Source organism: Roseateles sp. GW821-FHT03B02 (genome assembly GCF_059421025.1).
On record NZ_JBWKUV010000015.1, the window covers coordinates 1 to 24,417 of the forward strand.

Consider the following 24,417-nt stretch of genomic DNA (forward strand, 5'->3'; position numbering starts at 1 on the left):
TCATGCAGCGTCTGGACAAGTACCCCAGCCCGCTGGCCGACTGGGTGCGCTCGCTGCTCACGCGCCGGCACTCGAACATCGTGGCCTGCGCGCTGGCCAACAAGCTCGCGCGCATGGCCTGGGCCTTGGCTCGCGGCCACACGGTCTACGACCCGGGCAAGCTGCGGCCAGAGCCGGCAGCGACCTGATCAACACTTGACCAACCGGTTTTGCGACCGCTGTAGCAGTGATGACGTGAACGGCCCATTCGGCCTGGCAGGCATCCCGACAATGAAATCGGCTCTCGAAGCCGAGGCTTTTTCAAGGACTGCCAGGCGCGGCTCTCATCGGGGCGCGGGGATCATCGATCCCCATCCAGACGCCGGATAGATTTACGCAAGCCACCTTCACCTCAGCCTGCTGTCAGCCCTTGCAAAAGCGGGGGTGACCATAGATTTCATGCCCGGCCGCGGCGCGAAGATGCGGGCTTGCTGACATGCGGCGACAGGCCCGTGCGGCCCAATCTCGTCGTGCCCGCCAGCCTCGCCATGCCTGCCCCCAGCCGCCTGCACCTGCAACGCCTGCGCCAGCTCTGGCGCAGCGCCGGCTGGCCCTGCCAGGACCTGGTCGAGGTCGAGCTGCTGGCGGCCGGCTGGGTCGAGCGGCTGCAGGAGTCCGACGGCCGCGAGCGCCTGCGCGTGACCGACGCCGGCGTCGGCCTGATCGCCGCCTCGCTGAAGCGCAATCGCGCCTCGCGGGATGCGCACGAGAGCCTGGTCGAGCGCGTCGCCACCGAGATGCAGCGCGCCGGGCGCATCGCCTGGCGCGGCCTCACGCTGCGCGCCGGGCTGCCCGGCGAGGACGGCAAGACCCTCTGGGTCAACGCCATGCCCGACGTCTACTCCATCCGCCACAGCACCGTGGAGGACTACCTCGAACCGGCCATCCACGAGATCAAGGTCAGCCGCGCCGACCTGCTGGGTGAACTGCGCCGGCCGGCCAAGTCTGCGGCCTACCAGGCCCTGTGCGGCCAGTGCTGGTTCGTCATCAAGGCCGGCATCGCCGAGCCCGACGAGATCCCGGCCGACTACGGCGTGCTGATCGGCCACGACAGCCACCTCGAACTGGCCCGCCCCGCGCCGAAGCGCGCCCACAAGCCCGACTTCGCCACCTGGATGGCCCTGGCCCGTGCCACCCCGCTGGCGCCGCCGGAGGACCCACAATCCGCGTTCTGAACCTGTGCACGCCATGGCCACCGCCCTCCCGCCCCCGACCCCTGCGACCTGCCCGCGTTGCGGTGGCGGCTTCGAATGCGGCGTCCAGGCCGGCCACTGCGCCTGCTTCGGCATCCGCCTCACCGAGAGGCTGCGCGCCCAGCTCGCCGAGCGTTACCGCGGCTGCCTGTGCCAGCCCTGCCTGCACGAGCTCATAGAGGCCGACGCGCGCCAGCCGGCGGCTGGCACCCGCTGACGAAAGCTCCCTGTCGGATGCTTGCTGCATGATGGCCGCATGCCCCTGCTCGACCGCATCGCCCCGCCCCTCTTCATCTTCATCTGGGCCACCGGCTACATCGCCGCCAAGCTCGCCGCGCCCTACGCCGACCCGCTGACCTTCCTGAGCTGGCGCTACGCCGGCGTCGTCGTGCTGATGCTGACGCTGGCCCTGGCCGCGCGGGCGCCGTGGCCGGCGCCGCGCGCGATGCTGCACCTGGCCCTGTCGGGCCTGGGCATCCAGGCCCTCTACCTCGGCGGCGTCTGGGTGGCCATCCGCCAGGGCCTGCCGGCCGGCACGGCCGCCCTCATCGTCAACCTGCAGCCGGTGCTGGTGGCCGCCGCCGCGCCCCTCATCGGCGAGCGCGTGTCGCCGCGGCAATGGGCCGGGGTGGCCCTGGGCCTGGCCGGCGTGGTGCTCGTCATCTGGCACAAGCTCAACCTCGGCAGCAGCTACGGCACGCCCCTGCTCGTCAGCCTCATGGCCCTGTTCGCCATCACCGGCGGTACGCTCTACCAGAAGCGCTTCGTGCCCCACTTCGACCTGCGCACCGGCCAGGTCGTGCAGTTCGCCGCCTCGCTGGCCGCCACCCTGCCCCTGGCCTGGTGGCTGGAGCCCATGCGCATCGTCTGGAACCGCGACGTCGTCATCGCCATGGCCTGGAGCATCCTGGTGCTGACGGCGGGCGGCATCAGCCTGATGTTCTACATGCTGCGCCACGGCCGTGTCACGGCGGTCAGCAGCACCATGTATCTCGTGCCCTCGGTCACGGCCGTGATGGCATGGCTGCTGTTTGGCGAGACCCTGGGTGCACAGGCCATTGCCGGCATGGCCGTCACCTTGCTTGGCGTCTACCTAGTCGTGAAACGCGGCTCCGCCTGATGTCGGAAAACTTGACACTGGCGAGCTTTCGCCGGACCGCCGGGTGCGCGGCAAGACGCATTCCCCCCTAGAAAGGAAGCGGATAACTCGAAAGTCTGGCTCGAACTTTGCTTTAGGCTGTGCAAACCACACTTCAAGAAGCCAGCCATGCAATTTGCCCGACTCACCCGACTGACCTGCGCCGCTGCCTTGCTCATGTCCATCGCCACCGGTGCACGGGCTAATCTGGTGGTCAACGGCGATTTCGAGACGGGCAATTTCACCGGCTGGACCAAGTCGGGCAACCTCAGCTTGTCCGATGTGATTGCCAACACGGTCACCTCCAATCACACCTACCTCTGGCGCAGCGGCGCCACGGGTTCTCCGGCCGTCATCAGCCAGACCCTGGCCACGGCGGTGGGGGGCTCCTACACGCTCTCCTTCGACGTCTACAACACGGCCACGACGAACGCGACGTTCGAAGCCCTCTTCGACGGCGTCAGCGTTTTCTCGTTCTCGAACACGCCATACAACTGGGCCCATTTCACCTTCAGCGCCCTGAACGCCAGTTCGGCCGCGACCGTGCTGTCATTCAAGGCACGCAATGATCCCAGCTTCATCCGGCTGGACAATGTCGTCGTCACCGCCGACGCGTCCGCCCAGCGCCTGCCCGAGCCGGGCTCGGTGCTGCTGGTCCTGTCGGCCCTCGGCCTTGCTGCCGTGGCGCGCCGCCGCCAGGCCTGAAGCGGAGCGCTGGCGCCGTCCCGAGCTGTCGCATCGGTGATCGACAGCGCCTGCAGCGGCGCAACACTGTGACTCCAACTGCGGGAAGATGAGTGCCCGCTGATGCCAGCGCGCGGGCTCGCCCCGCCCGCACGACGGCAGCGAGGAGCCACCATGTCCCGACCCCACCACGCCTTCTGGCCCGCCCGCGTCCCCCACGCCATCGAGCCGCCGGCCACCGCCCTGCCCGACAACCTGCTCGTCAACGCGCGCCGGTTCCCGCATCGCGCGGCCCTCGTCTTCCTCGGCCACACGACGACTTATGCCGAGCTGGCGGCCCAGGTGCGGCGGCTGGCCGCCTGGCTGGCGCAGCGAGGCATCGTCAAGGGCGACCGGGTGCTGGTGGACCTGCAGAACTGCCCCCAGCTCGTCGTCGCCCACTACGCCGTCCTGAGCCTGGGCGCCGTCGTCGTGCCGGTCAACCCGATGTGCCGCGCGGCCGAGATCAGGCACCTCATCGATGACAGCGGTGCCGTCTTCGCCGTGACGAGCGTCGACCTCAGCGCCGAATGGCTGGCCGCCGGCATGGCGGCCAAGGACATGCTCGTCACCCGCCTGGCCGAGGTGCTGCCCGGCGGGCAGACGGACGGCGCGGGCCTGCCCGTTGGCTGGGCCGACTGGCTCAATGCCGACCTCGCCCTGCCCGCCGGCGCCGCGTCCTGGGCAGACGCCATGGGCTGCACCGACGAACCGCCCAACGTGGACGTGGGCGCCGACGACCTCGCCCTGCTGCCCTACACCAGCGGCACCACGGGCCACCCCAAGGGCTGCATGCACAGGCACCGCAGCCTGCAGCACAACATCTTCGCCGGCGGCCTGTGGGCCAGCGCCAACCACGAGGACGTGGTGCTGGGCGTCGTGCCCATGTTCCACATCACCGGCATGGTCGTCGTCATGCACGGCACGCTGGCCTGCGGAGCGGCGCTGGTGCTGATGCCGCGCTGGCAGCGCGAGTACGCGGCCCGCCTCATCGCCACCCATCGCGTCACGCGCTGGACCAACATCCCCACCATGGTCATCGACCTGCTGGCCAGCCCCGAGGTGGACCGCTTCGACCTGAGCAGCATGGTCTCCATCGGCGGCGGCGGCGCGTCCATGCCGCAGGCCGTGGCCGAGCGGCTGTGGCAGCGCTGGGGCTTGCGCTACATGGAAGGCTACGGCCTGACAGAGACGGCCGCGCCCAGCCACAGCAACCCCTACGACGCCCCCAAGCAGCAATGCCTGGGCGTGCCCTACCTCAGCTGCGACGCCCGCGTCATCGACCCCGACACGCAGCGCGAGCTGCCGGTCGGCGAGAGCGGCGAGATCATCGTCTGCGGCCCCATGGTCTTCGACGGCTACTGGGGCCGGCCCGACGCCACCGCGGCGGCCTTCATCGAGTTCGAGGGCCGGCGCTTCTTCCGCACCGGCGACATCGGTTACGTCGACGCCGACGGCTACTTCTTCATGACCGACCGGCTCAAGCGCATGATCAACGCCAGCGGCTTCAAGGTCTGGCCCAGCGAGGTGGAGAACCTGATGCACGCCCACGCCGGCATCGCCGAAGCCTGCATCATCTCGGCGCCCGACGCCTACCGCGGCGAGACGGTGAAGGCCGTCGTCGTGCGGCGCGCCGGGCACGAGGCATTGACCGAGGCCGAGCTGCGCGACTGGTGTCGCGCCAACATGGCCGCCTACAAGGTGCCGGCCCGCATCGAGTTCGTCGACAGCCTGCCCAAGAGCGGCGCGGGCAAGGTCATGTGGCGCGCGCTGCAGGAGCGCGAGAAGGCCAGGGGCTGAGCAGCAGGTAGAGCAGCGGCCCGAAGGAGCCGACCGCGACGGTCAGCAGTGCGAACGGCCAGACCGTGCGGCCCGTGAGCCGCGCGTCGTGCCAGATGAAGCCCAGCGCGATGCAGGACATCAGCACCAGGTCCACGAGCACCTGCCAGGCGCCCGGGCTGCTCATGCCGGCCTGCCAGATGCCGAGGTAGCCCACCTCCCACATCACCCAGGACGAGAAGGCGCCGAAGGCGGCGAGGACGAGGATCAGGACGGTTCGCATGGCGGATCTCCAGCGGGGTTGAACATGCCACCATGCTCGGCAGCCGCGCGTGCCGCGGCAATGACCTCCGAGGTCATGGCCGCGACGATGGCCTCGCCGCAGAATGGCCGCATGACCGCCACCCTCGCCGCCCTGCGCAAGTCACGTCGCGTCAGCCAGCTCGAACTCTCGCTGCGCGCCGGCGTGTCTCAGCGTCACCTCAGCTGCATCGAGACCGGCCGCGCCCGCGCCGGCCGCGAAACGCTGATCGCCCTGCTCGATTCGCTGGGCGCGACGCTGGAGGAGCGCAACCAGGCGCTGCTGGCCGCCGGCTATGCGCCTGCTCACGCCGAGCGCGCGCTGGACGCGCCCGAGATGGGGCCCGTGCGTGCGGCGCTGGCGCAGCTCATCCACGCCAACGGCGCGGCGCCGGCCCTGGTGCTGGACGGCGAGTACAACGTCGTCATGGCCAACGAGGGCCTGGCGCGGCTGTTGGCGCTGCTGGGCCTGCCCGCCGATCACCTGGAGAGCGGCCCGTTCAACCTGCTGCGCGCCGTGTTCGCGCCTGGCGGCCTGCGCGTGCTGTGCGTGGACGAGGCCTGGCTGTGCAACGAGATGTGGGCCCGTGCCAGCCGCGAGGCCGAGCACCTGCCGCGCCTGCGCGCGCTGCTGGACGAGCTGCGCCCCACGCTGCAGCCCTGGGGCCCGATCGAGGCCGCCGGCAACCTGCCCGTGCTCGCCTTCCGCCTGCGCGCGGCGGACGGGCAGGTGCTGAGCTTCTTCTCCACCATCACCAGCTTCGGTACGCCGCTGGACATCACGCTCGCCTCGCTGAAGGTCGAGCATCTGTTTCCGACCGACGAGACCACGCGGCAGGCCCTGGCCGGCGCCGCCGGGCCGGGCACTACTTCGGCGCGTCCAGCCTGAGGATCCAGCCGACCAGCAGGCGGGCGTCGGCCTCCTTGATCGCGACCTCGTTGGGCGGCATGGCCAGGCCGCTGGCCTTGCCCTTCCAGTGGCTGCTGTAGGGGTTGGAGCCCGTCATCACGGTGTGCGTCAGCTGGTCCAGCGCGCCCGCCGTGCTGCGGTACCTGGCGGCCACGTCGCGCCAGGCGGGGCCGATCGGTGCGAGCCCGTCGGGGCCCTTGGCGCCGGGGTCGATGTGGTGGCAGGTCATGCAGCCGCTGCCGCCGGCCAGCCGGAGCATGGCGGCGTCATCGCCGGCCGGCGCGCTCCAGGCGGGCAGTGCGGCCATGGACAGGGCCAGCAGTGAAACGATCCGAGTGGTCATGGGTATCCCTCCGTGGATGAAAGTCGAGTTCGGCCGCAGGCTAGTGACGGCCTCCTGCGCCAACCTTGACGACCATCAATCCCGGCGGCGGAATTGCCAGCCTGGAGCAGGCCTTCGCCGCCGGGGCCACGCGAGTGCTCCTGGCTGGAGCAGTGCCGGCCGCCGCGCAAGCGCGTTGCCCGCGCAGCCGGCTGGTGGGAACGCCCGATTCAGGGGGATGTGCGCTGGTCTTGTTCACCACCCGCAGCGGCAGGGGCTCGACAGAATCCTGTCACCCCGCGCAGTTGGCGGGAGGGAGGCAGCGCTCATGACACAAGGCATCACATTCATCCCCCGGTACTGGCTGCAGGCCGGCGACGAAACCTGGTACCCAGCGCCCTGGTGGGCCGATGCCTTCCCGCTGCTGGACGCTTTTGCCGACCCAGCGCGCAGCCGCGCCGAGGCCGCGGCGCGTGCCGTCGAGCTGCGCCGGATCATGGCCCAGGGCGGGCTGGTGCGCTGCATGCCCCCCGATGTCCGGCAGCCGGTGACGGAGAACGTCCGCGCCGTCTACGCGCAGGCCGGCATCGGCCATCTGCTCAGCCATTGAAACCTACAGGTTGCCGGCAAACAGCCGCTTCAGCAGCAGGGCCTTGAAGCCGCGCGCCTCGTCCAGGCCCAGGCGCTCCAGGTAGGCCGGCGGCACGGTCTTGCCCTGCCAGGCGCTGCGCAGGGTCGCCGTCACCAGCGCGACCGGGTGGTGCAGGCTCTTCTTCAAGCGCCGCAGCGCGGTGACGATGCGGATCTCGTCCTCGGTCAGGTCGGTGCCGAAGGGAAAGCCCGGCAGCAGGCCGGCCTCGGTGAGGGGGTGCAGGGCGGCGTCCAACTGCTGCGGCGTGTTGCGCGTCCAGGCGGCCGGCAGCTGCCAGTCGGCCTCGAGCTTGCCGTGGTGCTTGGCAGCCTGCATGAGCTCGGGCTGGAAGCGCGAGTCGGCGACGCGCAGCAGGCGCTTGACGACTTCGGCGTCGGTCTGCCCGCGCAAGTCGGCCACGCCGTACTCGGTGATGACGATGTCGCGCAGATGGCGCGGGATGGTGCAGTGGCCGTACTGCCAGACGATGTTGCTGACCGGGCCGTCGCGCGTCTCGTGGCAGGCGCGCAGCACGAGAATGGAACGCGCGCCGGGCAGGGCATGGCCCATGGCGACGAAGTTGTACTGGCCGCCCACGCCCGACACCACCTGGCCCGTTTCCAGCCCGTCCGAGGCCGCTGCGCCGAGCAGCGTCACCTTCATCGTCGTGTTGATGAAGCGGGCCTCGCGGCGCTGGGCGCGACGCAGCGCGGCATCGCCCAGGTCGGCGCTGTCGAGCTGGTTGATGCGGTCGATGCGGTCCATGCGGATGGCGGCGCGCTCCGCGGGCGTGAGCCGGTGCAGGGCGGCATAGAAGTCCGTGGGGCCGACGAAGAAGCCGCCGGTCATGACGACGCCGCCGGGCAAGTCTGCGGCATCCAGCTCGCCGCGGTTGACGGCCTCCTGCGTGGCCAGGTCGGTGAAGACCTTGCGCTTCACGATGCCCGCGTCGATGAGCTTGAGGAAGCCGTTGACGAACATCTCCGAGCAGCCGTAGAGGCCCTGCTCGAAGGGCGTGCGCTCCGGGCCCGTGGCGCCCTCGGGGCCCAGGGCGTCGAGCAGACGGCGGTAGTCGTCGTTGCGGGACTGGCGCAGGATCAGCGCATGGGCGATGGCGTCGCCCAGCGAGCCGATGCCGATCTGCAGCGTGCCGCCGTCCCTCACGAGGCTGCTGGCATGCAGGCCGATGGCGTGATCGGTGGTGCTGACCTTGGCATTGGGCGGCGCAAACAGCGTGTGGCTGCAGGCTGGGTCGTTCACGAGCAGGTCGAAGAAGTCGGGCGCGACGACGGCGTCGCCCTGCATGAAGGGCAGCGCGCGGTTGATGCAGCCGACGCTGAGGATGGCGTGGCCTGCGGCGGCGGCGCGCTCCTTCAGCTCGTGGGTCACGTCCGGGTTGCTCGACAGGCTGAGCCGCCAGCCGGGCCCGTCCTCGCCTTCGGAGGCCACGGCCTGGGCCAGCACGTTGACGCCCTGGCCCAGCATGTCGCGCGCGGCGAAGGTGTAGTTGGTGCTGATGTAGTGCTGCTGGGCCAGCGGGTTGTCGAGGTAGTCGCCGGTCTTCAGGAAGAACTCGCGCACCTCGATGTTGGGCGGCAGGCGGCCGCCGCGCAGGTCCTTGACGTAGTCCAGGTCGGGATAGCCCTGGAACACCCGCTCGACGAGCGGGCCGAGGAAGGCCTGCTCCAGCTCGCTGTGGCCTGAGGGCACCTCCAGGCTGAGTGCGGTGACCAGCGTCAGCTGCCGCCCGGGGTCGGCCTTGACGCGCTGGTACAGCCGGTTGACGAAGGGGTTGGGCTTGCCGATGCCCAGCGGCAGGGCGAGCACGATGCGACCGGGCACGCGGGCCAGCACCGCATCGACGGCCGCATCGACGGTGTCGAGGCTGGATAAGCTCATGTCATGTCTCCTCGGCCGGCAGTGTGCAGTGCCCGTGCCGGGAGCGGCTTGCGCTGGGGCAAACGACGCGCGCGTCAGTCCTCGTCTGCTTCCGGCAGATGGATCAGGCCGGTGTGGAAGTCGTACTCGAAGACCTCGCCATAGCGCGCCCATTCGATGGCCACGCCCAGCACGCGTTCGGCCTCGGCCGCGTCCATGTGGGCGCACAGCAGCTTGAGGAAGGGCTCCTCCTTCAGCTCGCCGTCGGCCTCCTGCTCCAGGCTGTGGCGGATGAAGGCCGCCAGCGGCACATGGGCCAGCAGCTGCTGGCCGAAGATCTCGCGGCGGAACTCGTGCGTGCCCTCCACGTACTTGTGGCCCAGCGGCGTCATCAACAGGTCGCCGCCGCTGAGCTGGGCCAGGCCCAGGCGGTGCAACGCATCGGCCAGCGGCAGCACGGCCTCGTCGGTGAGCTCGCTCTCCTCCACCAGCTGCGGCAGGTCGGCGCGCCCCTTGAAGGGCTCGTCGGCCAGCAGCTCCAGCAGGCTTTCCATGCGGCCCACCTCGGCCTCGGGCAGGCGGTCGCTGAGGTGGGGCTTGGGCACGGCCTCGACGGCGCCGGGCAGCGTCGTGGCACTGGTCATCAGGCGATAGACCTCGTCGATGAGCAGCCGCACTTCGGCGCTGTCGGCGCGGCGCGGGCGCGGCAGCGTGATGGGCAGTTCGGCGCGCACGCGGCCCGGGTTGCTCGCGAAGACGAGCACGCGGTCGGCCATCATGACGGCCTCCTCGATGTTGTGCGATACCACCAGCATGGCCTGGGTGGGCATCTGGCCGCCGTCCCACAGTTCCAGGATCTCGTTGCGCAGGCGCTCGCCGGTCAGCACGTCCAGCGCCGAGAAGGCCTCGTCCATCAGCAGCACGGCCGGCTGCATCACGAGCGCCCGCGCGATGCCCACGCGCTGGCGCATGCCGCCTGACAGCTCGCGCGGCAGTGCGCCCTCGAAGCCGGCCAGGCCGATCAGCTCGATGGCCGCTTCGGCCCGCTGGGCGCGCTCGGCCGCCGGCATGCCGGCGGCCTCCAGGCCCAGCTCGACGTTCTGCTGCACGGTCAGCCACGGGAACAGCGCGAAGCTCTGGAACACCATGGCGATGCCCTGGGCCGGGCCGAACAGCGGCTGGCCGCGGTAGTGCACGTCGCCGGCGTCCGCCGGAATCAGCCCGGCCATGATGCGCAGCAGCGTGCTCTTGCCCGAGCCGCTCTGGCCCAGCAGCGCGACGATCTCGCCCTTGGCGAGCGCGAAGTCCACGCCTTCGAGCACCGTGCGCAGGCTGCCGTCTGCGGACTTGAAGCCCTTGGCGACGCCTTTCAGTTCGATGAGGCTGGTCATCAGAAGTGCATCCTTTCCTCGGCGATGCGGTACAGACGCCGCCACACCCAGTGGTTCATCGCCATGACGAAGACGCACATGACGCCTATCCCGAGGGCGATGCGCGGGAAGTCGCCGGCGGTGGTCATCTGCTGGATGTAGCTGCCCAGGCCCTGGGCCTGCAGCCGGGTGTCGCCCCAGGTGACGTACTCGGCCACGATGCTGGCGTTCCACGACCCGCCGCTGGCGGTGATGGCTCCGGTGACGAAGCTGGGGAAGATGGCCGGCAGCAGGTAGCGCCGCCAGGCCAGCCAGCCGCGCAGGCCGAGGTTCTGCGCGGCCAGGCGCAGCTCGGTCGGGATGGTGGAGGCGCCCGCCACGACGTTGAACAGCAGATACCACTGCGTGCCCAGGATGATCAGGGGCGACAGCCAGATGTCGGGGTCGAGCTGCCACTTCACGATCAGCAGCACCGCCACCGGGAACACGAGGTTGGACGGGAAGGCCGCGAGGAACTGCGCCACCGCCTGCACGCGGCCGGCGATGCGCGGGTTCAGGCCTATCCACACGCCGATGGGCACCCACACCAGCGAGGCCACGGCGATCAGCACCAGCACGCGGGCCAGCGTGTACAGGCCCAGCTTGAACACATGGGCCGCCTCGCCCCAGCCCACCTCGGTGTGGATGAAGCTCACCAGCCGCCAGACGGCGAACAGCACGGCCGCGGCCAGCAGCGCGTCCCAGGCGCGCGTCCACAGCGGGTTGGGGGCTTGCGGCCGGGCGCGGATGGAGCGGCCGTCGTAGCTCTTCCTCAGCGGCGCGAAGCTGGCCGTGATCCAGCGGCCCGGCCAGGCGCCCAGCCGCTGCAGCAGCTCGGTGCGGCGCAGCCAGGTCAGCAGCCAGGACTGCGGCGCCTGCTCGCTGCCGGTGGCCTCGAAGCGGAACTTGTCGGCCCAGGCCAGCAGCGGACGGAAGAAGAGCTGGTCGTAAAGCAGGATGCCGATCAGCATGCCCAGGATGGCCCAGCCGATGGCGCCCAGGTCGCGCGCCTCGATGGCCACGGCGATGTAGGAGCCCACGCCGGGCAGCTTGATGTCCTGCCCCGCCACCGAGATGGCTTCCGATGCGACGACGAAGAACCAGCCGCCGCTCATGCTCATCATCATGTTCCACAGCAGGCCGGGCATGGCGAACGGCAGCTCCAGCCGCCAGAAGCGCTGCCAGCCCGACAGCTGGAAGATGCGCGCCGCCTCCTGCAGCTCGTCAGGCACCGTGCGCAGCGACTGGTAGAGGCTGAAGGCCATGTTCCAGGCCTGGCTGGTGAAGATGGCGAACAGCGCGGCCAGCTCCACGCCGAAGAGGTTGCCCGAGAAGAGCGCGATGAAGGGCGCGACGGCGATCGCCTGGAAGCCCAGGATGGGAATGGACTGCAGGATGTCCAGCAGCGGCACCAGCACCTTCTCGGCGGCACGCACCTTGGCCGCCAGCACCGCGAACACGCAGGCGAACACCACCGACGCGGCCAGGGCGATGAACATGCGCAGCGTGGTGCGCAGCAGGTAGTAGGGCAGCCAGGCGACGTCCAGGCTCAGCGGCAACTGCTCGCCGACGTGGAAGGGCCGGGCCATCTGCGAGGCGGCCAGCGCCAGCAGGATGAGCACCGCGAGGACGAGGGGCAGCAGCGTCCAATCCCAGCGATTGAACGTGGCCTCGACGGCGGGGCGGGGGAAGAAGCGGCGGTCGGACATGGAGCTGAAGCAGGACCCGGCAGCCTAGGCGGCGAATGTCACCGTACGGTGAAGGGGCTGTCCACAGCCTTGCGGACGGCTTGCGCGAACGCTACTCGAACAGATGGCCCAGGTCGTGGTGGCCCATGGACTCGGCCTTGGTGCGCAGGTACTTCTCGTTGTCTGGCCCCGGCGCGGTCAGCGAGGCCTCGCGCTCGACGACCTCGATGCCGAACTCGGCCAGCGCCGCCATCTTCAGCGGGTTGTTGGTGAGCAGCCGGATGCGCTTCACGCCCAGCGCGCGCAGCATGCAGGCGGCGGCGTCGTAGCGGCGCGCGTCGATGGGCAGGCCCAGCTGGGCGTTGGCCTCGATGGTGTCGGCACCGGCGTCCTGCTCGGCATAGGCGCGCAGCTTCTGCACCAGGCCGATGCCCCGGCCCTCGTGGCCGCGCATGTAGACGATGGCGCCGCGGCCTTCCTTGGCGATGCGCTCCATGGCGCCCTGCAGCTGTGGCCGGCAGTCGCAGCGCAGCGAGCCGAACACCTCGCCCGTCATGCACTCGGAGTGCACGCGCACCAGCGGCGGCTCGCCGTGGGCGAGGTCGCCCATGCTGAGCACGACATGCTCCTGGCCCGAGTCGCTCTCGCGGAAACCGTGGATGGCGAACTCGCCATAAGGCGTGGGCAGGCGGGTGGAAACGATGCGTTCGATCTTCATGGGAAGCCCCATTGTCCCCCTGCGCGGGAAAACCCGTGGCGCCGGGGGCAGGATAGGCTGCCGGTTTCGTCACAGGAGAGCAGCATGCCCCATACCGTCAGCTTCCTGCGTCCCGATGGCGCCAGCGTGTCCGGCTATCTGGCCGAGGCCGCAAATCCCGTCGGCGCCGTCGTCGTCATCCAGGAATGGTGGGGCCTGAACGAGCAGATCCGCGGCGTCGCGCGGCGCTTCGCGTCGGCCGGCTTCACGGCCCTGGTGCCCGATCTCTACCGCGGCAGGAGCACGGTCGAGGCCGAGGAGGCCCACCACCTGATGACGGGCCTGGACTTCGGCCAGGCCGCCGCGCAGGACGTGCGCGGCGCCGTGCAATACCTCAAGGGCCTGAAGCCCGGCAGCGGCAAGGTCGGCATCACGGGCTACTGCATGGGCGGCGCCCTGACCGTGCTGGCGTCGACGCTGGTGCCCGAGGCCGACGCGGCCGTCGTCTGGTACGGCATGCCGCCGGTCGAGTACGTGGACGCGAGCAGGATAGGCATCCCGCTGCAGGCCCACTGGGCCACGCAGGACGAGTTCTTCGCTATCGCCGGCGTGGACGCGCTGGAGGCGAAGTTCGTCCAGGCCGGCGTGGCCTACGAGGGCCACCGCTACCTGGCCCATCACGCCTTTGCCAATGAGACGGCCCAGGGGCCGGGGCGCATTGCCGGGACGCAGTACGACGCGGCCTGGGCCGAGCAGGCCTGGGACCGGGCGATGCGCTTCTTCGGTCAGCAGCTGGGGTGACGCAGGCGGGGAGCCTGGCGCAGGCGCGCCACGCTGCTCGTCAAGGCCAGCCCGGCGAGCAGCAGCAGTGCGGCGAGGCCTCTGCGCAGCGGGCTTGCGGTCATGGGTGGATCCTGACCACAGGCCCCGCCTCAGATCGGCAGAGCATTGGTCGACTTGACCTCCTCCATCACCGCGTAGGTGCGCGTCTCCCGCACGCCCGGCAGGCTCCAGATGACGCTGCCGATGAACTCCCGGTAGGCGCCCATGTCGCGCACGCGGGTCTTGAGCAGGTAGTCGAAGCCGCCCGCCACGAGATGGCATTCCAGGATCTCCGGCCGCGCCTGCACGGCGGCCTTGAAGGTGTCCATCACGTCCTGCACCGTGCGGTCCAGGTGCACCTCGATGAAGACGAGCATGGCCGCGCCCAGCTTGGCGGGGTTCAGCCGCGCCTCGTAGCCCAGGATGTAGCCGTCGCGCGTCAGCCGCTTCACGCGCTCCAGCACGGCCGTGGGCGACAGGTGTACGGTCTCGGCCAGCTTGAGGTTGGAAATGCGCCCGTCGGCCTGCAGGACGCGCAGGATGCGCTCGTCGATCTTGTCGAGGGTGTCGGTCATTGGATTTTCGTCGGCTGCTTGGCGAATCCTTGGAATTTAATCCAACAGGGACCTCGATAGAGTGCGAAACCTCACCAGGAGCCAGCCATGTCTACGCCCTTCGCCGCCCCGCCCGAACAGCCTCGCTTGCCCGACCCCTACCGGGCCGAAGCCGGCGTCGTGCAGGCCCTGGCAGAGCGTGTCGGCGGTGCCTTGGACTGGCCCGGCGTTATCGCCATGGCCGGCCCCTGGGTCGAGCAGGTGCGCCGCAACCCGGCGCCGTTCTGGGCCATGGAATCGCTGCTGCGCGAGTACCCCATCACCAGCGCCGAGGGCCTGGCCCTGATGCGCCTGGCCGAGGCGCTGCTGCGCGTGCCCGACGCCCCCACCGCCATCGCGCTGACGGCCGACCAGCTGGGCCGCGCCGACTTCGACGGTGCCAGCGAAGGCAGTCCGCACAAGATGCTGGCCGCGCTGTCGGCCTCGGCCATCTCCATGTCCAAGCGCTTCCTGCCCGGCGCCGAGGACGAGGGCGGCCTGTTCAAGCGCCTGGGCGCGCAGACGGTCGTGGCGGCCACGGTGCGCGCCATCCAGCTGCTGGGCCGGCAGTTCGTGCTGGGCCGCAACATCGGCGAGGCCATGAGCGAGGCGGACGACGCCCGCAAGGCGCAGAAGCAGCTGCGCTTCAGCTACGACATGCTGGGCGAGGGTGCCCGCACCGAAGATGACGCGCGCCGCTACCAGGCGGCCTATGTGGGCGCGATCAAGGCCATCGCCGCCGGCCGCCGCGCCGAGTCGCCAGAAGGCTCCGATGGCATCTCCATCAAGCTCAGTGCGCTGTTCAGCCGCTACGAGGTGCTGCAGCGCGAACGCGTCTTCGCCGAGCTGCTGCCGCGCGTGTGGCAGCTCATCGAGCTGGCCGCCGAGGCCAACATCAACCTGACCATCGATGCCGAAGAGGTCGACCGCCTGGAGCTGTCGCTGGACGTGCTGGACACGCTGGCCGCCAAGATCGCCGTCGTCTACCCGCAGTGGCGCGGCTTTGGCCTCGCGGTGCAGGCCTACCAGAGCCGGGCGTTGGCCGTCGTCGACGAGGTGGGATCCATAGCCCGCAGGCATGGCCTGCGCTTCATGGTGCGGCTGGTCAAGGGCGCCTACTGGGACGGCGAGATCAAGCGCGCCCAGGAGCTGGGACTGGCCGAGTACCCGGTGTTCACGCACAAGCAGCACACCGACGTGTCCTACCTGGCCTGCGCCCGCGCGCTGATCCAGCACGCCGACGTCATCTACCCGCAGTTCGCCAGCCACAACGCTGGCACCATCGCGGCCATCGTGCAGATGGCCCGCGCGGCGGGCGCGGCCTTCGAGATGCAGCGCCTGCACGGCATGGGCGAGGGCGTCTACCGCGAGGTGCTGAAGGACGGCTCCATCCCCTGCCGCGTCTACGCGCCGGTCGGCGAGCACCGCGACCTGCTGGCCTACCTCGTGCGCCGGCTGCTGGAGAACGGCGCCAACTCCTCCTTCGTGCACCAGCTGGCCGACCCGAGCGTGCAGGTGCCCGAGCTGCTCGGTTCGCCGCTGGCCGATGTGCGTTCGAACAGCGCCCTGCCGCTGCCGCCCGACCTCTACCTCGACGCCGAGGGCCGTGGCCGCGCCAATTCCACCGGTGCCGACCTGACCGCCCCCGCCCAGCGCGCGCCGCTGCAGGCCGCGCTGGAGACCGTCGCCGTCCAGGCCGTGCCCGAAGCCAGCGCTGCCGAGGTCGACATGGCCATGCAGCGCCTGCACGTCGGCTTCATGGTCTGGAACGGCACACCCGTCACCCGCCGGGCCGCCATCCTGCGCCGCGCCGCCGACGACCTCGACGCCCGCCTGGCCGAGTTCTGCGCCCTGCTCGTCAAGGAAGCCTTCAAGACCCAGGCCGACTGCGTGGCCGAGGTGCGCGAGGCCGTGGACTTCCTGCGTTATTACGCTGACCAGGCCGAGGGCGACGCCACGCTGATGCAGGGCCGTGGCGTCTTCGTCTGCATCAGCCCGTGGAACTTCCCGCTGGCCATCTTTGCCGGCCAGGTGGTCGCGGCGCTCGTCGCGGGCAACACCGTCGCCGCGAAGCCGGCCGAGCAGACGCCCTACGTCGCGCTGAGGATGGTCGAGCTGCTGCACAACGCCGGCGTGCCGGCCGATGCGTTGGCCCTGCTGCACGGCGCGGGCGAGACCGTCGGCGCCGGGCTGGTGGCCCACGCCCACACCGCGGGCGTCTGCTTCACCGGCTCCACGGCCGTGGCGCAGATCATCAACAAGGCTCTGGCCGCCAAGCCTGACTCGCCGATCCCGCTGATCGCCGAGACGGGCGGCCTGAACGCCATGGTCGTCGATTCGACGGCCCTGCCCGAGCAGGTCATCGACGCCGTCGTGCAGAGCGCCTTCCGCTCCGCCGGCCAGCGCTGCTCGGCGCTGCGCCTGCTGTGCGTGCAGTCCAGCATCGCCGACGGCGTCATCGAGATGCTCAAGGGCGCGCTGTCGCAGTTGCATGTCGGCCAGCCGGCGCACCTGGCCACCGACGTCGGACCCGTCATCGACGACGAGGCCCACGCCAGCATCAGCAGGCACGTCGAGCGCCTGAAGCGCGACGCCAAGCTGCTGGCCGAGGCGCCCGTGGCCGAGCCCATGCCGCGCCAGATCCGCCCCGTCGCCTTCGAGCTGCCGCGCATCGCCCATCTGGGCGAGGAGATCTTCGGCCCCGTGCTGCACGTCGTGCGCTTCGAGGATTCGGTGGACGAGGTCATCGCCGAGATCAATGCGCTGGGCTATGGCCTGACGCTGGGCATCCAGACGCGCATCGACAGCCGTGCCCAGCGCCTGGCCGACGCGGCGCGCATTGGCAACGTCTACGTCAACCGCAACATCATCGGCGCCGTGGTGGGCGTGCAGCCCTTCGGCGGCGAGGGCCTGTCGGGCACCGGTCCCAAGGCCGGCGGCCCCGACTATCTGCGCCGCTTCGTTGCCGAGCCGCGGCTCGATGCGCCGACGCCGGTGCTGGCGCTGGAGGGCCATGCCGGTGCGCTGGCCGTCGCCGCCGACGCCGGCTGGCGCGACACGCCGCTGGCCGAGCGCATCGCCACGCTGCGCCGCGCCGCCGACACGCTGGACGCTCCCACGGCGTTGGCGCTGCGCGGCCTCTTCAGTGCCGCGCAGACTCAGCTCGCCGACCTGGCCCTGCCTGGCCCCACAGGCGAGAGCAACACCTTGCGCCACCATGCCCGCGGCGTTTTCGCCGTGCTGGGCCGGGCCGAGGCGGGCCTGGCTGCCGCAGTCAGCGCGCTGCTGGCCGGCAATAGCGCCATCTGGCTGGGCGGCGACGAACGCGCCCGCCAGGCCTTGCTGCGCGCCGGCCTGCCGACGCAGGCCTTGACGCTGCTGCCCGATGCGACGCTGCCCGGCCTGCTGGCCGCGCCGCATCTGGCCGGCGTGGCCCTGGCCTCGTCGGACGCGGCCGTGGCGCATGCGCTGGCCCAGGCTCTCGCGCAGCGCTCCGGCGCCATCCTGCCGCTGGTCACCGCGGCGGGCCACGTGCGCCAGCTGTACCGCTTCACGGCCGAGCAGACGCTGACGGTCAACACCGCCGCGGCGGGCGGCAACGCTGCCTTGCTGGCGGGCGTGCACTGAGACACCATCCCGCCACACGCCCACAGTCCTGGCGTGCAGGGGAGAAGTCTCATGTTTCCTTGGTTCTGGCTCTGGGCGCCGCAGCTGCGCCTGCCCTTCAGCGGCGACGTGGCGCAGGACATCGAGCCCCGGCTCGACTGGTTCTTCGCCGGCATCAAGCCCGAGGCGGGCAATGCCCGCATCGAGGCGCAGGCCTTCGGCGTGGCGAGCTACGGCCATCAGCTCGGCGTCATCACCGATCTGTTGATCGAGATGGCCGAGCGCCTGCCGGCCGAGGTCCGTCAAGCGTCAGGGCCGCTGCAGCAGCTGCGCGAGATCCGCGACCGTATCGAGGCCATCAAGGATGCCCAGGGCGAGCGTGAGCTGGCCGAGCTGCAGGCGCGCGTTCGCCATCTCGAAAGCCGCCGCCGTCTGCCGCGGTCCTGAGGCCTGCGTACCGGACAGAAAAAGGCCCTCTGCTGGTGGCAAGCCACCGGGAGAGGGCCAAATCCACCCAGGGGCGGTGGAGGAGACAAGCGGTATCGCAGCGATGCGATGTTGCGGTGCAGCATAACCCGGTCGGGCCGGGTTTTCATGACGGATCAGTGAAATTTTCTACTTCCTAGAAAAATTCGTCGGGAAAGGCCGTGGCGGCCTCGCTGAGGCTGGCGGTCCCGTCGGTCGCCTGGCGGTAGCGCCTGAAGTTCAGCCCGGTCGTCGGCAAAGGACTTGAGCCCGGTGCGGTGTCGGCATCGAAGCCGTGACGCCGCCCCGCGCCACCCGCCCCGCACCGCCCCCGTTCACGCTGGCGAACAGACAGGCCGCAGCGCCGACGGCGATGCGCCTGCCGCCGCACATGGTCTTCTGCGTCGGGAGGTCGAAGCAGGCGGCCTGCGGGTCGCGGATCTCGGTCCTGATGGCGCAGGCCGATTCCGCTCAGCCCACAATCCGTGACGATGATGCCGACGACCCCGCCTCCCTTGCCCGATCCGGACCCCAGGCCCGAGCCGCCCCCGCAGCCGGACCTGGATGCCTGCTGCGGCAACGGCTGCGACCCCTGCATCTTCGACCTCCACGATCTGGCCAAGGATGAGTACCGCCAAGCCTTGCGTGCCTGGCGGGAGCGGCATCCCGAGGCCGGCTGAAAAGGCCCATGCCATGTGCCGCAACATCCGCACCCTCTTCAACTTTGAACCCCCGGCCACGGAGGTCGAGATCCGCGACGCGGCGCTTCAGTTCGTGCGCAAGCTCAGCGGCTTCAACGTGCCGTCCAGGGCCAACGAGGCGGCCTTCGACCAGGCCGTGGCGGCCGTCGCCGCCGAGGCACGCACGCTGATCGCATCGCTGGTGACGACGGCGGAGCCGCGCGACCGCGCCGTGGAGGCGGCCAAGGCCCGCGTCCGTTCGGCGCAGCGCTTCGGCCCCCGCGGCGACTGAGGTCAGAAGCGCTGCACGCGCGCCTTGCCGCGCCGCTTGGCTTCGTACATCGCCCCGTCGGCGCGGCGCAGCAAGGTCTCCGGCGACTCCGCGCCGGCGTCCACCCGGGTCACGCCGATGCTGGCGGACACCTGCAGCAGCCGGTCCTGGTAGGGGATGGGCTGCTGCAGCGCGGCCAGCAGCTTGTGGGCCACGAGTTCGGCGGCGTCCACGCTGTGGGCGCTCGTCAGCAGCACGACGAACTCGTCGCCGCCGAGCCGGGCCACCGAGTCGTTGCCCCGCACGCCTGCCACCAGGCGCTGGGCGGTGACGCGCAGCACGGTGTCGCCGGCTTCGTGGCCGTGCCGGTCGTTGACCTGCTTGAACCCGTCCAGGTCGATGAACAGCAGGGCCGAGGTCTCGCCGGTGCGCCGGGCGTGCCGGCAGGCGCCCTGCAGCCTGTCCAGCAGCAGGCTGCGTCGCGGCAGGCCGGTGAGCTCGTCGCGCAGCGAGCGCTCCACCAGCGCCAGTTCGCTGCGCTTGCGCTGCGTGGCGAAGGCAATGCTGCGGCGCAGCTGGGCGGCGTCGAAGCTGCCCTTGACGAGAAAGTCCTGCGCGCCCGAGCCCACGGCATCCAGCCCCATCGGCGAGCTTTCGTCGCTGGTGAGCACGATGACGGGCAGGTGCGGGTTGACCTGGGCAATGGCGTGCAAGGCCTGCAGGCCGGCACTGTCGGGCAGGCCCAGGTCCAGCAGCACGGCGGCGCAGCCGGGCTCCTGCTGCAGCAGCGCTACGGCCGCGGCGGCGGTCTGCACCCAGTGCAGCGGCGGCAGGTCGGCGGTGGGCAGGTCGCCCAGCAGGGTCTGGGTCAGGCGGGCGTCGCCGGGGTTGTCTTCGACCAGCAGCAGGTAGCCGGCCGGCGTCAAGGGGGCCTGCGTCATGCCGGTCAGGCCGCCTGCGAGGGCAGCAGCACGGTGTCGCGCCAGTAGCTGCGCAGCGAGCCCACGAGGCTGAGGAAGCGCTCGTAGTCGTCGGGCTTCACGACGTACGCGTTGGCATGCGCGTCGTAGGCCGAGAGCACGTCGCCTCGGGCGGTGGACGAGCTGAGCACCACCACCGGAATCCTGCGCAGCCGGGCATCCGCCTTGATCTCGGCCAGCACCTCGTGGCCGTTGAGGCCGGGCAGGTTCAGGTCCAGCAGCACCAGGTCGGGCAGGGCGCGGTCGGCGTGGTCGCCGCGGCCGTGCAGATAGTCCAGCGCCGACTCGCCTGAGGCCGACCAGTGCAGCGCCGCGGGCATCCCGTCCTCGTGCAGCGCCTCGCGGATCAGCCGCATGTCGGCCGGGTTGTCTTCGACGAGCAGGATGTCCATGGTCAGGCCTCCGCGCCTGGGGGCGTGTCGGGCAGGGTGAACCAGAAGGTCGCGCCCGCGCCGGGGGTGGATTGCACGCCGATGCGCCCGCCGTGGCGTTCGACGATCTTCTTGCACAGGGCCAGGCCGATGCCGGTGCCCTCGTGTTCGGAGCGCAGGTGCAGGCGCTGGAACATGACGAACACGCGTTCGAAATACTTGGCGTCGATGCCGATGCCATTGTCTTGCACGCTGATCTGCCACTGGCCCGGTTCGTGCCGCGCGCCGACGTGCACCCGGGGCGCCTTGGGGCCGGTGAACTTGAGCGCGTTGCCGACCAGGTTGCCCAGCAGCTGGCGCATCTGGGCCGGGTCGGCCGTGACGACCGGCAGCGCATCGTGCGTGACCTGGGCGCCCGTCTCCTGCAGCTTCAGGCGCAGCGGCTTCAGCACATCGGCCAGCACCAGCTCCAGCGCCACCGGCTCGGGCGGGCGGCCCTGGCTGTCCAGCCGTGCCAGGGCCAGCAGGTCGCGGATCAGCGCCTGGGCGCGCTGGCCGCCGTCCACCATGTAGTGCAGGAACTCGCGGCCCTCGGGCGAGAGCCCGTCGGCATGGCGGCGGGCCAGCAGCTGGCCGTAGCTCGTCACCATGCGCAGCGGCTCCTGCAGGTCGTGCGAGGCGACGTAGGCGAAGCGCTCCAGGTCCTCGTTGGAGCGGGCCAGGGCCAGGCGCTGGGCCGCCAGCTGCTGGTCCAGCACGCGGCGCGCGGTGACGTCCTGCAGCGCGCCGACGAGGCGCACCGGCCGCCCCTCGGCAAACTCGACCGCACCGACGGCGCGCACCCAGATGCGGCGCCCGTCGGCACGCACGACCGGCAGCTCCAGGTCCCAGGGCTTGCCGTGGGACAGGCCGGCCTCGACGGCCGCCTGGATGAGCGGCCGGGCTTCGGGGGCGTAGAAGTTGATGGCCGTGTCCAGCTGCGGCTGGTAGTCGTGCGGCACGCCGTGGATGCGGCGGATCTCGTCGGTCCAGCGGATGCGGCCGCTGTCCACGTCCAGCGCCCAGCCGCCCACGCCGGCCACCTGGCCGGTGCGCTCCAGCAGGTCCTCGCTCTCGCGGCGTGCGGCTTCCTGCTGCTTGCGCTCGGTCACGTCCTGCAGGCCGGCGACGATGAGCTGCGCCGAGGGGTCGGGGCCGGCGTCGGCGCTGGCGCTGAGCAGCACGTCGCGCACCCGGCCGTCGCGGGTGACGAACTGCAGTTCGATGTCCTCGACGCGACCCCTCTCGCGCACGACGGGCAGGCCCTCGCGCAAGGCCTTCTCGCGCGAAGCCGGGGTCAGGAAGTCCAGCGACGGCCGGCCGATGACTTCCTCGCGCCGGTAGCCCAGGGCGTCCAGCCAGCGGTCGCTGACCATCAGCAGCCGGTTGGACGCATCGATGACGTGCAGCATCAGCGGTGTCTGCTCGTACTGCCGGCGCATCTGCTGCTCGGCGGTGCGGCTGGCGGCCAGCGCGTGCTGGTGGGGGCGGTTGTCGCGCACGAACAGCGTGGCGGTGGGCACCTGGCCCTGGGCATCGAACTCGGGCACCAGCGTGATGGAGACCGGCAGCTCGGTGCCGTCCTTGTGCCGGCGCAGCGCGTCGTAGGTGTAGGCCTGGCCGGCCATGACGCGGCTGCGGGCCTGCTGCTGGCTGGCCACCTGATCGGGTGGCGCCAGCAGGCTCGCCGGCTGACCGATGATCTCGGCCGCCGTGTAGCCGAACAGCCGCTGCGCGGCCGGGTTCCAGCGGCGCACGATGAGCTGGGCGTCCAGGCTGACGATGGCGTCGGCGCTGTGCTCCATCACCAGCGCGGCCCAGGCCGCCTCGCGGATGGCCGCCTCGGCCCGCTGCTTGGCCACGCGCCCCTCCAGCGCACCGGCCACCGCCGTGGCCAGGCAGCGCAGGGTTTGCAGCTGCGCGGCGCTCAGCACGCGGGGCTGGCGGTCGATGACGCACAGCGTGCCGATGGTGTCGCCGCTGCTCAGCTGCACCGGCGCGCCCGCGTAGAAGCGGATCCGCGGGTCCCCGGTGACCAGCGGGCTGTCGGCGAAGCGGGTGTCGGCGTGCGCGTCGGGCACCACCATCACCTCGTTGCCCAGCACGGCGTGGGCGCAGAAGGCCAGCTCGCGCGGCGTCTCCTGCACGCCGTCCAGGCCGACGTTGGCCTTGAACCACTGGCGCTGCGCATCCACCAGGCTGATCAGCGCGATGGGGGTGCCGCAGACCAGCGAGGCAGCCTGGGCCAGCGCCTCGAAGAGGGGCTCGGAGGCCGTATCGAGCACCTGCAGCGCCTGCAGCGCGGCCAGTACGCGGGCTTCGTCGGGGCGGGGCGGGGCTGCTTGCATGCGCGCCGGTTTCGGAAGACGGGACAGCAACGAGTGTGCTCGATTGCGGCCGCCCTGGCGATGCCATCAAGCTGACGCACAATCGCCGCGCCCCGTCTCTACCCACACCGCCATGCGCCTGAAGATCGCCCTGTCCTTCGTCGCACTCCTGCTGCTGGTTGCGGCCTGGTTCGCTTTCGCCTGGCACTGGAGCTACTCCGACGGCGAGCGCGCCGGCTGGGTGCAGAAGTTCTCGCGCAAGGGGTGGGTCTGCAAGACCTGGGAGGGCGAGCAGGCGCTGGTGTCGCTGCCCGGCTCCAGCACGGTCGAGAAGTTCTATTTCACCGTGCACGACGAGGCGACGGCCCAGGCCATCAACAAGGTCATGGGCCGGCGCGTGAACCTGCACTACGAGGAAAAGGTCGGCCTGCCGGGCTCCTGCTTCGGCGAGACGCGCTACTTCGTCACCGGCGTCACGCCGGTGGACGAGATCTCGCTGTCGCCCGGCGTCGTGGTGCCGGTGCCGCCGGCCTCAGCGGCCAGCCGCTGAGCCGCGCACCCTCCGTAGTTCTGGGGAAGCGGGCCGCGGTGCCCGGCGCCTAGAGTCAAGGCCCTCCTGTCTCAGAGGACTGCCATGACGCCCAGCGCCCATCTGCTCGCCCGCACACTCCTGCTCGCCGTGCTGGGGGCAGGCCCCGCCGTCCAGGCCCAGACGGTGGGCTCGGCCTCGCTGGCCACCCTGCGCAGCTGCAGCAGCGTCGGCGCTGGCGAGCTCTGCGACGGCGGCGGGCCGGGCCAGGCGCTGGCGGACTACCGCTTCGGCGGCGGCATCGGCGTGGCCGGCACCAATCTGCTGGATGTCGGCGGCGGCGACTCGGCGCGCTCGGACGTCAGCTTCGGCGGCTTCGACCTGCCGGTCATCCGCGCGGCCACGCAGGCCAGTGGCGATGTGCGCATGAACATCAACGTGTTCGGCTTCCAGTCCTACCTGATCGGCGGCACGGCCCCCACGCCGTTCTCCATCGCCGGCAGCGTGCACATTGTCGATTCCTCCACCAACGCGACCGACGTCAGCCTGCCCGGCGGTGCCAACCTGACGGCCTATGTCGGCATCTGGGACGTGGGCATCCTGTCCGGCTACGGCAGCGACCCGCAGAGCCTTTTCTACGGCCTGTTCTACGCCGGCTGCGACACGCCCGGCGTGCTGGGCGTCGGCCTCATCTCCGCCGCCCTGCCCGGCGGCGAGCAGACCTACAGCCTCAGCACCACGGCCTGCTCTGCGGGCTCGCTGACCTTCTCGCCCGGGCAGGAACTGCTCGTCGTGGCCGGCCTGCAGGCGCCAGTCAACCGGGGCGGCTTCATCGACGCCACGCACACCTTCACCACCCAGCTGGATCCGGCCCTGGGCAGCGCCGTACAGGCCGGGATCCTGGCTAACACGCAGTCGGCCATCGCCCGCGGCGCGGCCGTCGTCAGCGTGCCCGAGCCGTCGAGCTGGCTGCTGCTGGCCTGCGGCGTGCTGGGCCTGGCGGCTTGGCGGCGGCGGCGCTGATGAC

At 70.8% G+C, this 24,417-nt stretch carries 24 protein-coding genes and 1 pseudogene; 15 read left to right on the plus strand and 10 right to left on the minus strand.

From position 1 onward, the window contains the following. The 6 genes and pseudogenes from AC07VX_RS25860 to AC07VX_RS25885 all read left to right on the plus strand — a co-directional run. Positions 1–188 (plus strand): annotated as a pseudogene (locus AC07VX_RS25860) (IS110 family transposase); the annotation flags it as partial. 303 nt (positions 189–491) lie between these two features. After that, entirely contained in the window at positions 492–1,214 is a 723-nt protein-coding gene (locus AC07VX_RS25865; RefSeq protein ID WP_493183976.1) for a hypothetical protein, read from the plus strand. Positions 1,215–1,227: 13 nt separating this feature from the next. Further along, positions 1,228–1,449: a cysteine-rich CWC family protein gene (locus AC07VX_RS25870; protein WP_493167731.1), complete on the plus strand. Its 222-nt coding sequence runs from the start codon at positions 1,228–1,230 to the stop codon at positions 1,447–1,449. Positions 1,450–1,488: 39 nt separating this feature from the next. Further along, the gene (locus AC07VX_RS25875; RefSeq protein ID WP_493167730.1) at positions 1,489–2,352 is read left to right on the plus strand and encodes a DMT family transporter; all 864 of its coding nucleotides are present in this window, start codon (positions 1,489–1,491) and stop codon (positions 2,350–2,352) included. Positions 2,353–2,499: 147 nt separating this feature from the next. After that, positions 2,500–3,075 carry a PEP-CTERM sorting domain-containing protein gene (locus tag AC07VX_RS25880; RefSeq protein WP_493167729.1) on the plus strand — a complete coding sequence of 192 codons (576 nt, stop codon included), beginning with the start codon at positions 2,500–2,502 and terminating at the stop codon, positions 3,073–3,075. 153 nt (positions 3,076–3,228) lie between these two features. After that, positions 3,229–4,893, plus strand: a complete 1,665-nt coding sequence (locus AC07VX_RS25885) for a long-chain-fatty-acid--CoA ligase (RefSeq protein ID WP_493167728.1) — start codon at positions 3,229–3,231, stop codon at positions 4,891–4,893. Here the strand turns inward: AC07VX_RS25885 and AC07VX_RS25890 are convergent. After that, the gene (locus tag AC07VX_RS25890) at positions 4,850–5,155 is read right to left on the minus strand and encodes a DUF2834 domain-containing protein (RefSeq protein ID WP_493167727.1); all 306 of its coding nucleotides are present in this window, start codon (positions 5,153–5,155) and stop codon (positions 4,850–4,852) included. The genes AC07VX_RS25885 and AC07VX_RS25890 overlap by 44 nt on opposite strands. 111 nt (positions 5,156–5,266) lie before the next feature. Between AC07VX_RS25890 and AC07VX_RS25895 the strand changes: the two genes are divergently transcribed. Continuing rightward, positions 5,267–6,061 (plus strand): helix-turn-helix domain-containing protein, encoded by a 795-nt coding sequence (locus tag AC07VX_RS25895; RefSeq protein ID WP_493167726.1) that lies wholly within the window; start codon positions 5,267–5,269, stop codon positions 6,059–6,061. On the opposite strand, the gene AC07VX_RS25900 is transcribed toward AC07VX_RS25895, so the two are convergent. Then, positions 6,039–6,425, minus strand: a complete 387-nt coding sequence (locus AC07VX_RS25900) for a c-type cytochrome (RefSeq protein ID WP_493167725.1) — start codon at positions 6,423–6,425, stop codon at positions 6,039–6,041. The two genes, AC07VX_RS25895 and AC07VX_RS25900, sit on opposite strands and share 23 nt — an antisense overlap. A gap of 307 nt (positions 6,426–6,732) precedes the next feature. Between AC07VX_RS25900 and AC07VX_RS25905 the strand changes: the two genes are divergently transcribed. Next, the gene (locus tag AC07VX_RS25905) at positions 6,733–7,014 is read left to right on the plus strand and encodes a hypothetical protein (RefSeq protein ID WP_493167724.1); all 282 of its coding nucleotides are present in this window, start codon (positions 6,733–6,735) and stop codon (positions 7,012–7,014) included. A gap of 3 nt (positions 7,015–7,017) precedes the next feature. Here the strand turns inward: AC07VX_RS25905 and AC07VX_RS25910 are convergent, their stop codons facing one another. The 4 genes from AC07VX_RS25910 to ribA form a co-directional block, all read right to left on the minus strand. Next, complete coding sequence (locus tag AC07VX_RS25910; protein WP_493167723.1) at positions 7,018–8,934, minus strand: acetyl-CoA hydrolase/transferase C-terminal domain-containing protein; 1,917 nt, start codon at positions 8,932–8,934, stop codon at positions 7,018–7,020. A gap of 74 nt (positions 8,935–9,008) precedes the next feature. Continuing rightward, positions 9,009–10,304, minus strand: coding sequence for an ABC transporter ATP-binding protein (locus AC07VX_RS25915; protein ID WP_493167722.1), 1,296 nt, complete (start codon positions 10,302–10,304; stop codon positions 9,009–9,011). Beyond that, positions 10,304–12,031 (minus strand): ABC transporter permease, encoded by a 1,728-nt coding sequence (locus AC07VX_RS25920; protein ID WP_493167721.1) that lies wholly within the window; start codon positions 12,029–12,031, stop codon positions 10,304–10,306. The genes AC07VX_RS25915 and AC07VX_RS25920 overlap by 1 nt, the downstream gene beginning before the upstream one ends. A gap of 91 nt (positions 12,032–12,122) precedes the next feature. Next, entirely contained in the window at positions 12,123–12,728 is a 606-nt protein-coding gene (gene ribA / locus AC07VX_RS25925; protein ID WP_493167720.1) for a GTP cyclohydrolase II, read from the minus strand. An 84-nt stretch (positions 12,729–12,812) separates the two neighbouring features. On the opposite strand from ribA, the gene AC07VX_RS25930 reads away from it, so the two are divergent. Beyond that, positions 12,813–13,508 (plus strand): dienelactone hydrolase family protein, encoded by a 696-nt coding sequence (locus tag AC07VX_RS25930; RefSeq protein ID WP_493167719.1) that lies wholly within the window; start codon positions 12,813–12,815, stop codon positions 13,506–13,508. Positions 13,509–13,639: 131 nt separating this feature from the next. Here AC07VX_RS25930 and AC07VX_RS25935 read toward each other — a convergent pair whose 3' ends face one another. After that, a complete protein-coding gene (locus AC07VX_RS25935; RefSeq protein WP_493167718.1) occupies positions 13,640–14,104 on the minus strand; it encodes an Lrp/AsnC ligand binding domain-containing protein in 465 nt (154 codons plus the stop codon). Positions 14,105–14,191: 87 nt separating this feature from the next. On the opposite strand from AC07VX_RS25935, the gene AC07VX_RS25940 reads away from it, so the two are divergent. The 4 genes from AC07VX_RS25940 (at position 14,192) to AC07VX_RS25955 (ending at position 19,165) form a co-directional block, all read left to right on the plus strand. After that, on the plus strand, positions 14,192–17,749 hold the full coding sequence (locus AC07VX_RS25940) for an L-glutamate gamma-semialdehyde dehydrogenase (RefSeq protein ID WP_493167717.1): 3,558 nt from the start codon (positions 14,192–14,194) through the stop codon (positions 17,747–17,749). A gap of 51 nt (positions 17,750–17,800) precedes the next feature. Continuing rightward, the gene (locus AC07VX_RS25945) at positions 17,801–18,175 is read left to right on the plus strand and encodes a hypothetical protein (protein WP_493167716.1); all 375 of its coding nucleotides are present in this window, start codon (positions 17,801–17,803) and stop codon (positions 18,173–18,175) included. 509 nt (positions 18,176–18,684) lie between these two features. Then, positions 18,685–18,873, plus strand: a complete 189-nt coding sequence (locus tag AC07VX_RS25950) for an oxidoreductase-like domain-containing protein (protein WP_493167715.1) — start codon at positions 18,685–18,687, stop codon at positions 18,871–18,873. A 13-nt stretch (positions 18,874–18,886) separates the two neighbouring features. Next, positions 18,887–19,165, plus strand: coding sequence for a DUF2277 domain-containing protein (locus AC07VX_RS25955; protein WP_493167714.1), 279 nt, complete (start codon positions 18,887–18,889; stop codon positions 19,163–19,165). A gap of 2 nt (positions 19,166–19,167) precedes the next feature. Here AC07VX_RS25955 and AC07VX_RS25960 read toward each other — a convergent pair whose 3' ends face one another. The 3 genes from AC07VX_RS25960 to AC07VX_RS25970 are packed head-to-tail and all read right to left on the minus strand — an operon-like array spanning position 19,168 to position 22,882. Next, a complete protein-coding gene (locus AC07VX_RS25960) occupies positions 19,168–20,085 on the minus strand; it encodes a diguanylate cyclase (RefSeq protein ID WP_493167713.1) in 918 nt (305 codons plus the stop codon). A 5-nt stretch (positions 20,086–20,090) separates the two neighbouring features. Continuing rightward, a complete protein-coding gene (locus tag AC07VX_RS25965) occupies positions 20,091–20,516 on the minus strand; it encodes a response regulator (RefSeq protein ID WP_493167712.1) in 426 nt (141 codons plus the stop codon). 2 nt (positions 20,517–20,518) lie between these two features. Next, positions 20,519–22,882 (minus strand): PAS domain S-box protein, encoded by a 2,364-nt coding sequence (locus tag AC07VX_RS25970; RefSeq protein ID WP_493167711.1) that lies wholly within the window; start codon positions 22,880–22,882, stop codon positions 20,519–20,521. A 112-nt stretch (positions 22,883–22,994) separates the two neighbouring features. Here AC07VX_RS25970 and AC07VX_RS25975 point away from each other — a divergent pair, with 112 nt between their 5' ends. Together AC07VX_RS25975 and AC07VX_RS25980 are read left to right on the plus strand one after the other, a co-directional pair. Then, positions 22,995–23,411, plus strand: coding sequence for a hypothetical protein (locus tag AC07VX_RS25975; RefSeq protein WP_493167710.1), 417 nt, complete (start codon positions 22,995–22,997; stop codon positions 23,409–23,411). Between the two features lie 84 nt (positions 23,412–23,495). Then, positions 23,496–24,413: a PEP-CTERM sorting domain-containing protein gene (locus AC07VX_RS25980; RefSeq protein ID WP_493167709.1), complete on the plus strand. Its 918-nt coding sequence runs from the start codon at positions 23,496–23,498 to the stop codon at positions 24,411–24,413. Positions 24,414–24,417: the final 4 nt, after the last annotated feature.